The 8876-nt window shown below is 71.3% G+C and carries 6 protein-coding genes; 2 read left to right on the top strand and 4 right to left on the bottom strand.

Going from position 1 to position 8876, the window contains the following annotated elements; translation table 11 throughout:
• Together BKN37_RS10435 and BKN37_RS10430 are read right to left on the bottom strand one after the other, a co-directional pair.
• Positions 1 to 239 (bottom strand): 2-oxoglutarate dehydrogenase E1 subunit family protein (locus BKN37_RS10435; protein ID WP_131823561.1); only part of this gene is annotated, 239 nt, incomplete at its 3' end.
• Between the two features lie 151 nt (positions 240 to 390).
• Complete coding sequence (locus BKN37_RS10430) at positions 391 to 1146, bottom strand: hypothetical protein (RefSeq protein WP_071025217.1); 756 nt, start codon at positions 1144 to 1146, stop codon at positions 391 to 393.
• Between the two features lie 360 nt (positions 1147 to 1506).
• On the opposite strand from BKN37_RS10430, the gene BKN37_RS10425 reads away from it, so the two are divergent.
• Both BKN37_RS10425 and BKN37_RS10420 read left to right on the top strand, forming a co-directional pair.
• A complete protein-coding gene (locus BKN37_RS10425) occupies positions 1507 to 3687 on the top strand; it encodes an MFS transporter (RefSeq protein WP_071025215.1) in 2181 nt (726 codons plus the stop codon).
• A 151-nt stretch (positions 3688 to 3838) separates the two neighbouring features.
• Positions 3839 to 4711 carry a hypothetical protein gene (locus BKN37_RS10420; protein WP_071025228.1) on the top strand — a complete coding sequence of 291 codons (873 nt, stop codon included), beginning with the start codon at positions 3839 to 3841 and terminating at the stop codon, positions 4709 to 4711.
• Positions 4712 to 4789: 78 nt separating this feature from the next.
• On the opposite strand, the gene BKN37_RS10415 is transcribed toward BKN37_RS10420, so the two are convergent.
• Both BKN37_RS10415 and BKN37_RS10410 read right to left on the bottom strand, forming a co-directional pair.
• Positions 4790 to 8194, bottom strand: a complete 3405-nt coding sequence (locus BKN37_RS10415) for a TM0106 family RecB-like putative nuclease (RefSeq protein ID WP_071025213.1) — start codon at positions 8192 to 8194, stop codon at positions 4790 to 4792.
• 36 nt (positions 8195 to 8230) lie between these two features.
• Positions 8231 to 8827 (bottom strand): LppP/LprE family lipoprotein, encoded by a 597-nt coding sequence (locus tag BKN37_RS10410; RefSeq protein ID WP_423212777.1) that lies wholly within the window; start codon positions 8825 to 8827, stop codon positions 8231 to 8233.
• Positions 8828 to 8876: the final 49 nt, after the last annotated feature.

The raw sequence follows: 8876 nt of genomic DNA, 5'->3' as shown, positions 1-8876 counted from the left end.
AGACAGGCTGCGCCGTTGCCGGCGGCCGGCTGCGGGGCGGGCTTCGCCGGTGCCGGGGCGGGCCGCTGGTCGGGCTGGGCGTCGGTGGTGGTCTGGGTCTCCGCGGTGGGCTCGGGGTTGTAGTCGACCAGGAACTCATGCCAGCTCGGATCCACCGAGGAGGGGTCGTCGCGGAACTTGCGGTACATCTCCTCGACCAGCCATTCGTTCTGACCGAATGGTGAACTTGTAGTGCTCACGGCAGCTACTCGCCTCGATTCCTCATCCTTTGGCAACCGCGCTCGGCGGTGCTTGCCACTGTTGCCTACACCCCGCTGTGTCGGATTCTCCGCCCCTAAAGGCTAACGCTTCGCGGATATTGCGCTAGCCGTGTCACCGCAGGCCAGCGGCTTAGCCGCTGTCCTGCGCGGCCGGCAGCAGGTGCAGGGTGACCGGCCAGCGCGCCGGCGGATCGCCGAATGCCTTGCGGGCGTTGCCGATGATCTTCTTGCCCATCAGTCGGTTACCCCAGCCCCCGATCAGGGTGCCGATGCCGACCGGCAGCAGCTTGCCGAACGCCAACACCGCGCGCTTGATCGTGTAGCGCTTGACGAAGTATTTCAGCAGGCGCGAGTTGAGCTGCGTCACCGCCGGCAGCGGCAGCGCGGCGGTGCCCTCCGACAACCAGGCGCCGCGGGTGCGGCCCGGGCCGAGCAGATCGGCGACCGCGCGTTTGCCGCCGTCGCCGACCAGCACGGACAGCACCAGGGCGCGGCGACGTTCCCGTTGTTCGGCGGGGATGCCGTGCACCTCGGCGACCGCGAGCACAAAGATCGCGGTCGCCTCCAGGAAGAGCGCGGTCTCGCCGGCCAGCGCGGACAGTGCCACCAACGTGCCGACCGCGGGGACGGCGGCCGTCGCGCCCACCGCGGCGCCGCTGGCCATCACCGCGCGCAGGTAGTGCTTCTCCAATTTGGCGACGATATCGGCCGGGCTGGCGTCGGGGTTGCTGTTGCGCAGCCGGTCCACATAGGCCCGCACCGCCGGGCGCTGCACCCGCGAACTGCGCTCGATGATGCGGGACAGCGCCCGCGCCGCCGTGCTGGGTTGCTCGTCGCCGGCAGTGGGTAGCCGAGTCGGCGTTGATCCGCTCCGTCGGGCGCCCATGGTCGCCTCCCCTCCGAATACCGTGCCTTCAGGCTAACGTCCCGCAAACCGAGGACGTTCCCGGCTCACCGCGCTGGTCGGCGGGCCGGGGTTGTCCAGCGGCCGATCTGTCCGTAGCGTCGCAGCGGATTGCTTTTCCCGGAATCGTCCGGGCCGGAGATAGCCAGAGGGGAGCGGACCGGAGCCGCGCGGGACGGATTGATCGATGGCCTACCAACTGACGCCGCCGTGCGACGCCAGCCCGGCGCCGGCGATTCGGATGGCGGCCTTGGGGTCCTTGCCGGCAGCCGCACATATCAAGGTCATGTGGTTGCACGGGTTTGCTGACCACCGGTGTTCGGGTCGGCGGCAGTGGCGGGCATGAGCACCGCGACGCGCCCGGCGACCGCGAACCCCTGGTCCGCGCTGTGGGCGATGGTGGTCGGGTTCTTCATGATCCTGGTCGACTCCACCATCGTCGCGGTCGCCAACCCCAAGATCATGACGGCGCTGGACGTCGGGTTCGACGCGGTGATCTGGGTGACCAGCGCCTACCTGGTGTCCTATGCGGTGCCGCTGCTGGTCGCGGGCCGGTTGGGGGATCGGTTCGGCCCGAAGAACCTGTATCTGCTCGGGCTGGCCGTGTTCACCGCGGCGTCGCTGTGGTGCGGCCTGTCGGGCAGCATCGGCATGCTGATCGCGGCGCGGGTGGTCCAGGGCGTCGGTGCCGCGCTGCTGACCCCGCAAACCCTGACCATGATCACCCGGATCTTCCCGCCGGAGCGGCGCGGGGTGGCGCTGAGCGTGTGGGGCGCCACCGCCGGGGTCGCGACCCTGGTCGGGCCGTTGGCCGGCGGCGTGCTGGCCGATGCGTTGGGGTGGGAGTGGATCTTTTTCGTCAACGTGCCGATCGGGGTGATCGGGCTGGCGCTGGCGGCCCGGCTGATCCCGGTGCTGCCCACCCACCGCCACCGGTTCGACCTGCTCGGTGTGGCGTTGTCCGGGGTGGGGGTGTTTTTGGTCGTGTTCGCCCTGCAGGAGGGGCAATCCAAGCACTGGCAGCCGTGGATCTGGGCGGTGATGGTGGCCGGCATCGGGTGCATGGTGATGTTCGGCTACTGGCAGGCGATCAACCGGCACGAGCCGCTGGTGCCGCTGCGGGTGTTCACCGACCGCGACTTCAGCCTGTCCAACCTCGGTGTGGCCGTGATCGGGTTCGCGTCGGTGGCGCTGATGTTCCCGGTGATGTTCTATGCGCAGGGCGTGTGCGGGCTGTCGCCGACCCGCGCGGCGCTGCTGACCGCGCCGATGCCGGTCGCCAACGGTCTGTTGGCCCCGCTGGTGGGGCGGATCGTCGACCGGTCGCAGCCGCGGCCGGTGGTGGGGTTCGGGTTTTCGATGCTGGCGATCGCGCTGACCTGGCTCTCGATCGAGATGACGCCCACCACCCCGATCTGGCGGTTGCTGTTGCCGTTCGCCGCGCTGGGGATCGGCATGGCGTTCATCTGGTCGCCGCTGAGCGCGACCGCGACCCGCACCCTGGCGCCGGAGTTGGCCGGTGCGGGTTCGGGGGTGTTCAACGCGACCCGGCAGATCGGCACGGTGCTCGGCAGCGCCGGCATGGCCGCGTTCATGACCGGGCGGCTGACCGCCGATATGCCGGACCTGCCCAACAGCGGGCATCCGCAGTGGCCGGGCGGGCAGGTGCTGCAGCTTCCGGAATTCCTGCGGGAACCGTTCGCGGCGGCGATGTCCGACTCGATGCTGCTGCCGGCGTTCATCGCCTTGTTCGGGGTGATCGCGGCGCTGTTTTTGGTCGGGATGGTCACCGCGGAACCGCCGCCACCGGCGCGTGTGGCCGCCTTTGTCGACGTCGACGACGTCGACGACGTCGAGGATCTCGAGGACATCGAGCAGCGCCCGGCGATTTTTGAGGGCCGCACGGAGGTGATCCCGGTCATCGCCGACTACGACGCCGACGTCGAGTACCCGTTCGACCCGCCGGTGGCCGCGCCCGCCGGGGACGACGCGCCGGCGCCCGAGGACGAGCGGGACACCGACCCGCTGCCGGTGCGACCGGAGTATCCGCCGCCCACCGCCGCCGACCCCTGGCCCGGCGACCCGCTGGAATCCTGGCCCAGCCTGGCCAACGATCCCGTGCACGACCTCAAACGGAACTCGGCGGTCGAGCCGATCGGCTTTGCCCACAACGGCTTTCACGTCGACGATGAGCAGCGGTTCCGCCCGCTTGCCGAGCTGGCGTCGTCGGCCGACCCGCGCGATACCCGCGACGATTCGCTGATGTTCGAGGACACCGACGACCTGTCGGCCACCGACGACTACGGCGCGCATGCCCGCACCGGCCCGCGGTGGGGGCGGCCGCACGGCGCGCACGCGTGGCCGGCCGAGGACCACCCGGGCGCCGACGACCGGCCGCCCGACGAGTCGTCGGGCGGCTCGGCCCGCCACCGCTTCCCCGAGCAGGAGCCTCCGCACCGGCATCGCCACCCCGGCCCCGACGACGCCGCCGGTCACGGACGCCATTCCTTCCCCGACGAGTAGACCGGGGCTTCCTCGCCGGTGTCGCGCCGGTTCCTCGCCGACTGTGCGGATTCATACCCGATTTGCGCCTCAGAGCGTATGAAACCGCACAGTCGGCGGGCCTGTGGATGGCCGCACGCCGACTGGCCGCAGATGTTGGATCGTGGCGGTCATGCAACCGATCGAGTGGCCGTTTCGGGCGGCGGAGGCGTTGGACGCGGGAGCCGTGACCTTCCGCGAGCTGCGCCGCTTGCATACCCCGGCCTACCCCGGGGTTTGGGTACCGCGCGGAGTCGAGCTGTCGCCGGTTCAGCGGGCCCGCGCGGCGTGGCTCTGGTCGGGCCGGCAGGGTGTGCTGGGCGGGCTGTCGGCGGCCGCACTGTTGGGCGCCAAGTGGATCGACGTCGAGCGACCCGCAGAGCTGATCCACACGAATCGGCGAGCGCCGCCGCGGCTACGCGTCCACACCGATGTCCTGCTGCCCGGCGAGACGCAAGCGATCGCCGATATGCCGGTCACCACCCCCGCTCGCACCGCGTTTGATCTCGGCAGGCGACTCGGGCTCACCGAGGGTGTGCAGCGTATCGACGCGCTGATGAACGCCACCGATGTCAAGGCGGTCGAGGTCCAGGCGGTGATCACCGGGCATCCCGGCGCGCGGGGGCTGCGGCAGCTGCGCGCAACGCTGCGGCTCGTCGACGGCGGCGCCGAGTCGCCCTACGAGTCGCTGACCCGGTTGCTGTTGGTGCAAGCGGGTTTTCCCCGGCCGCAGACCCAGATCTCGGTGTGCGACGAGTACGGGTATGTGATTGCGCGCATCGACATGGGCTGGCCGCAATGGCGCGTGGGCGTCGACTTCGAAGGCGCCCACCATTGGACCGACCCAAGGCAGCGCGACTGGGACGTCGAGCGGTACGCCAAGCTGCCCGAACTGGGCTGGAACGATATCCGGGTGACCGCCCGGATGCTGCACACCGCCCCGCGGGTGTTCCTCAACCGAGTCGGCGCGGCCCTGACTGCCCGCGGCTGCCCGAAAACGTGGTGAGTCGCGCCGGTTCCTCGCCGACTGTGCGCTTTGATAGGCGATTCGCGCGCAGAGCGTATGAGATCGCACACTCGGCGGTCAGTCGGGAGCGGTCAGCGCCAGGAACGCGCCGAGGTCCACCAGGCCGGCCGGCGTGGCGGGCAGGTAGTCGGTCAGCGCCTCGGCCCGCACGATCGTGGCCGCATACTGGGCCCGGCTGACCGCGACGTTCAGCCGGTTCCGGTTGAGCAGAAACGAGATGCCGCGCGGCACATCGGCGATGGCGGACGCCGTCATCGACACGAACACCAGCGGCGCCTGCCCGCCCTGAAACTTGTCCACCGTCCCGACCCGCACCTCGGCCAGCCCGGCGGCCGCCAACCGCTGACGCAGCAACACCACCTGCGCGTTGTACGGCGCCAGCACCAGCACGTCGGCGGCGGTCAGCGGCCGGGTGCCGCGCTCATCGGTCCAGGACGCCCCGAGCACCCGGGTGATCTCGGCGACGATCACCTCGGCCTCCTCCGGGCTGTCGGTCGCGTTGCCGTCATGCGCGACGGTCAGCACCCGCACCCCGGGCGGATAGCCGTCCAACCGGCGGGCCGCGGTCACGTCGTCAACGCACCGCAGCCGGCCCGCATACGACAGCGCCGACACCGCCGCGCACACCCGCGGATGCAGGCGGTAGCTGCGGTTCAGGAAATAGCCGCGGTCGGCCGGCAGCGTGCGGTGACCGTCCACCAGCCAGCCCAGCGCGGAGGCGTCGACCGGTTCGGGATGGGTGCCCTGGCTGACCTGCGGCAGCTGCTGCGGGTCGCCGAGCAGCAACAGGTTCGCCGCCGCGGGTGCCACCGCGATGGTGTTGGCCAGACAGAACTGGCCGGCCTCATCGATCACCAGCAGGTCCAGGCAGCCCGGCGGCACCCGGTCGCGGTTGACGAAATCCCAGGCGGTGCCGCCGATCACGCATCCGGCGGTGTCGGCGATGAAGGCGGCGTACCGGTTTTCCGGGATGTGCTGCCAGCGCACACTGTCGCGGTCGTGTCGCTTTTTGGCCACCCGCTGCGGCGCCAGGCCGGCGTCGATGACGCAGTCCAGCAGGTTCTCCACCACGGCATGGGACTGCGCGACGACCCCGACCCGCCAGCCGTGGCGGCCGACCAGGTCAGTGATGACGTGGGCGGCGGTGTGGGTTTTGCCGGTGCCGGGCGGCCCGTGCACGGCCAGGTAGGAGCCGTCCAGGTCGAGCAGCGCGGCGGTGATGTCGGCGGCGACGTCGTCGCCGCGGGGCAGCCCGGCACGACCGCGCAGCCGGGGCGGGCGGCGCAGCAGGATGTCGAAGGTGGCGGTGCGCGGCAGGGCGGGCAGCGCGGCGGCGAGTTCGGTCGCGGTGGCTTCGATGGCGTTCCGTAAGGTTTTGGTGGGGATCGGCGCGCCCGGGGTGAGCGCAAACGGCAGCTGGTCAAAGGTCGTGCCGTCCTTGGGGATCCGTTCGCAGATCACCAGTTCGGTGGGCACGGTGGGGTCGTCGACCTCGATCACCTCGGCGTGGCCGGCCGCGCGCCGGTCGGGACCGTCGGCCAGGCCGGCCGGCGCCGGCGGCGCGTACAGCGCGAACACCTTCGTATTCAGTTGGCCGCGGGCCAGCTCGCCGATCAGTCGCAGCCGCCGCTGCGGGTTGTGCCGGCGCGACGGCCGGTGCCAGTCGGCGACGACGTCGGCCCGCTCGACGACGAACACGTCGGTGTCATCGGCCCATTCGTCGAGCGGATAGTTCAACCGGTTGAAATGCGCCCACCAGAACGGTTTTTCTTCCCGCCGGTGATAGCCGCGGGCGGCGGCCACCAGCGCGACGGCGGTTTGTTCGGGGCTGCGGTCGCCGCCGGCCCCGTCCCCGGCGGCCTCGGCCAACCTCCGGGCCAGCGGGTCATCGGGTTCCACACCGCCGCCGTCGGCAACGGGTTGGGTGCCGCTGGGCGTGACCCCGGATTCAAACGCCCGCAGCAGCAACCAATCCCGCAGGGCACGCGTCGACCGACAGTCGTAGTGGTTGTAGTCCTCGATCTGTTTGAGCAGGGTCGCGGCCTCGGCGTCGCGACCGGCGGCGCGCAGCTCGGTAAAGCGGGCGTACCCGGTGATCGAATCCGCCGCGGTGGTGACATCGCCGTCACGCAACTCGGCGCCCATATACAGCGGTTCCAGCGCCTTGAGGCTGACCGACTCGGCGCCGACCCGGATGCTCTTGCGCACCAACGGATACAGGTCGACCAGCACTCCGCTGCGCAGCAGCTCATCGACCGCGTCCTCGCCGACGCCGTGCCGGCCGGCCAGGCGCAGCAGCGCGGTCTTCTCGTAGGGCGCGTAGTGGTAGATGTGCATGTTCGGGTGGCGTTTGCGCCGCTGGGCCACCAGCGCCAAAAAGTCCGTCAGCGCCCGACGCTCCTCGATGCGGTCGTGCGCCCACAGCGGACGAAACACCCCCCGCCGACCGGCTTCCAGCACCCCGAACAGGTACTCCAGGCCCCACTCGGTGCCATCGGCGGTCCACAGCGGATCGCCCTCGAAGTCGAAAAACAGGTCACCGTCGTCGGGTTCGGGCAGCAGCGCCAGCTGCTGCGGGTCGACAACCTCGAACTGCGGCACCCCGCTCGTGCGCTGGGCGACCTGCAGTTTGGCCTGCGCGGTGAGGGCGTCCACGGTGCGCTGCGCCAGGTGGGGCACCGGCCCGCGGTGCGCGGCCAGGTCGGTGACGGTGCCGATGCCGGCCTCCAGCAGCCGGGCCCGCTGGGTGACCCGCAGCCCGGCCACCAACAGCACGTCGTCGTCGGCGCGGACCCGCTCGGTGCACACCGGGCAGCGGAAGCAGGCCTGCACGGCCGCGTCGTCCCAGCGCACCGGGGCGCCGCCGGCGTAGTGGTCCTCGAGCAGCCGCTGCACCCGGGCGCGCTGCGCCCGGTAGACGGGGGTCAGCTCGTCGGTGCGGTACCCCACCAGCTTGCCGTTGCCGAGCACCAACTCGACCTCTTCCGCCACCGGCACCCCGGCGCGACCCAGCGCGTCGGCGTAGGCGGCCAGCTGCAGCAGCGCGGTGACTTTCGCCGAGCGGGCCAGCTTGGCGTCGCGGACGCGGTACCGGTCGCCGTCGCGCACCAGGAAATCGGCGAACCCGAGGAAACGTCCGTCGAACATCGCGGCCTGACACACCGCCGCTGCGCCGCCGGCGACCGCGCGCAGCGTCGCCTCGGTGGCCGCGGTCAACCCGGCCCGGGTGTAGGCCGGCCGGCCGATGACCGTGACCGGGCCAGCGGCGCGCAGCTCGTCGAGCTGGCGCTGCTCGTGCTCGTCGCCCAGGGCGGCGGTGCGGGTCAACAGGTCGGTGTCGGTGTCGATGCCCGGGCCCCGGCCGAGTTTCGCGTCGAACGCGCGCAGCAAGGCGTATTCGCACTGCGCCGCGGCCGCGAGGTCGGAGGCGCTGTAGATGACCTGGTCGTCGAGGACGAACACGCCACCAACGCTAGGTCAGCGGGCCGACAGGTCGGCTCAGCCGGCGGGGGTGTTCCCGATCAGCTCCACGCCGGTCCCGTTCCAGCGGAACTTCACCACGCTGCTCAGGCCCGCGATGCCGCTGGCCGCCTGCAGTGCGACGACGTCGTCGGCGCACTGCGCCAGGTCGATCCCGCTGAACCCGTAGGTGTCGGGCACCCCCTGCGCCAGGTACTGGCCCTGGTGGAACATCACCGCCCGGGTGTTGGGGTGCTCGGCGTTGGTGTTGGCCTTGACGATCACCGCCGACAGCTGGGTGCACTGGTTGTAGTTGCCGGCCAACGGTTCGGGATTCCACGGCTGCTGGCTGCGGGGGTCGCGGGGCAGCTCGGACACCGCCTTGGCGATCGCCGGCGCACCGAGGTTGACCGCGCACGGGTCGGCCGACGGTGCGCTGCTGGAGGGGGCGCTGGTCGCGGCCGGTGGCGCGGCCGCCGAGGCCGGGCTGGTGGGCTGCGGGGTCTTGGCGACGGTGGAGTCGCCCGACCCGCAGCCGGCCAACGCGGCGGCGGCGCACAGCCCGGCAGTGGCTAACCTCATCACCCGGCCGGTGCGGGGCCGGCCTCGATTTGCTACCCACAACACACCGGGCACCGTACCGCCAGCGCACCCGCGAATGCGGCAGGCGTGGCCGCGTGGCCAG

This window comes from Mycobacterium talmoniae, assembly GCF_001854525.1.
Classification (GTDB): Bacteria; Actinomycetota; Actinomycetes; order Mycobacteriales; family Mycobacteriaceae; genus Mycobacterium; species Mycobacterium talmoniae.
This window is presented reverse-complemented; position numbering and strand designations above follow the sequence as displayed.

What these genes read in the sequence shown, in the direction of transcription:
- BKN37_RS10420 (WP_071025228.1), top strand. Translation starts at nt 3,839, where the DNA reads ATGCAACCGATCGAGTGGCCGTTTCGGGCGGCGGAGGCGTTGGACGCG.
- BKN37_RS10425 (WP_071025215.1), top strand. Translation starts at nt 1,507, where the DNA reads ATGAGCACCGCGACGCGCCCGGCGACCGCGAACCCCTGGTCCGCGCTG.
- BKN37_RS10430 (WP_071025217.1), bottom strand. Translation starts at nt 1,146, where the DNA reads ATGGGCGCCCGACGGAGCGGATCAACGCCGACTCGGCTACCCACTGCC.